Origin of the sequence: Pectobacterium sp. CFBP8739 (assembly GCF_013449375.1) — a bacterium.
In the GTDB taxonomy this organism is placed as follows: domain Bacteria; phylum Pseudomonadota; class Gammaproteobacteria; order Enterobacterales; family Enterobacteriaceae; genus Pectobacterium.
This window is the reverse complement of record NZ_JACDRR010000060.1, coordinates 1-1,349: the sequence shown is the minus strand read 5'-3', so window position 1 is coordinate 1,349 and position 1,349 is coordinate 1. Positions and strand designations below refer to the sequence as shown.

Here is a 1,349-nt window from a genome sequence, read left to right as displayed (position 1 = left end):
GGTAAGAATGCGGTTGATAACAACTATCTGACCGTGAAGCAAATCGATGACTGGGTAGCTGAAGTTAAAGCCTGCCAGGCTAAGGGCGGCGATTGCGACCCTATTATGAAGAAATATCAGCAACTCAGTATCGTCCAGCAAGAACAGTTGATGAACGACTGCGCTAACGATCCAGATAGTTGTCAGGCTAAGTATGGTAGTGTGCTTGCCAACAGTCTGGCGGTTAAGCAGGCTATAGACTGGGCTATGGGCGAAGATCTTCCCTGGAGTATGAGTTATGATTTATCTGCTCTGTGGATGCATCAGATCGATGCAGATGGTGTCGTTTCCAGCAACTTCGTATCGGAAAATCTGCGAGCTAAATATGGTCTGGATCAGGTACAAGCTGATCTGATTGCAAGTGCAGCCTTGGGGGCAATTACTGGCGTAGGAAAAGCTAAGTACCAGCCGAATAAGGGCGCAGTTGGTAACATGGGAGAATTTTTCAAGCAGTCAGGTTTTGGCGGCCAGATGAAGACTAACTCGCAAAAAACCAACCAGATATTTCAGGGACAAAGTGTTTATCAGGCAAAAGGGACTGTCGGTGATCATATTGCTAAAGGTGATAAATACTATCTTGATGGCCTGCATAAGGACCATATTGAAGTATTTGACAGCAAAGGAAAAGTCAAAGCAGTACTGAACCTGGATGGATCTTACAACGATTCGAAAACAGCGAATGCAATTAAAGAAGGACGGAGACTGCCTAAATGATAAATGATCTCTTTTTTGAGATAATGAAGAATAATTTCATCTCTGTGTTGAAGAAAAAAAGCACATCGGCTATCGAAATGGATGACTTGTCGATTGACTACAATGGGCAACTGAATGAACAATTTATCAAGCAACTAACTTTGCTAAAAGTTCATACTGACTTGCTAAACAAAGCCAGTGCTGAAAATGATGAACTGGCAATGCAATCAGCTTTATTGAAGTTAAGAAGCCACGCAATGACCCTCTCAAGTTTCTTCGAATCCATAGCTGAAGACAGTGAGATGTTATTGAAAATAGATAGCTGGCCTGCAATCCCTGAAGGTTATCAATTACCAGATCATTATGATTTATCAGGGAAATAATATCTAAAGCCGCTAATATGTTATGATAAGGCAAGGACGCCTTGTTAATAAGGAGCATAGCGTGAAAAATATCTTAAAAGTTACATTTGCTATTCTTGCATCTTTTAGTTCTGCCTGTTCCATAATGCCAAATAATGATTTCTTTGTCCCCCCTCCTCAAGACGCTGATTCGCCATGGGTACGTATCGTAGATAACACAGAACAGACGAGTATTTACCAGACGTTAAACGGCAA

General features: G+C 41.7%; 1 protein-coding gene and 1 pseudogene. Both read left to right on the top strand.

Features of this window, described 5'->3' with window-relative positions; all coding sequences use genetic code 11:
* Window positions 1-753: pseudogene (locus H0247_RS19960) on the top strand (hypothetical protein); the annotation flags it as partial.
* Window positions 750-1,115, top strand: a complete 366-nt coding sequence (locus tag H0247_RS19635) for a hypothetical protein (RefSeq protein ID WP_180744024.1) — start codon at window positions 750-752, stop codon at window positions 1,113-1,115. The pseudogene H0247_RS19960 and the gene H0247_RS19635, both read left to right, overlap by 4 nt.
* Window positions 1,116-1,349: the final 234 nt, after the last annotated feature.

What these genes read in the sequence shown, in the direction of transcription:
- H0247_RS19635 (WP_180744024.1), top strand. Translation starts at nt 750, where the DNA reads ATGATAAATGATCTCTTTTTTGAGATAATGAAGAATAATTTCATCTCT.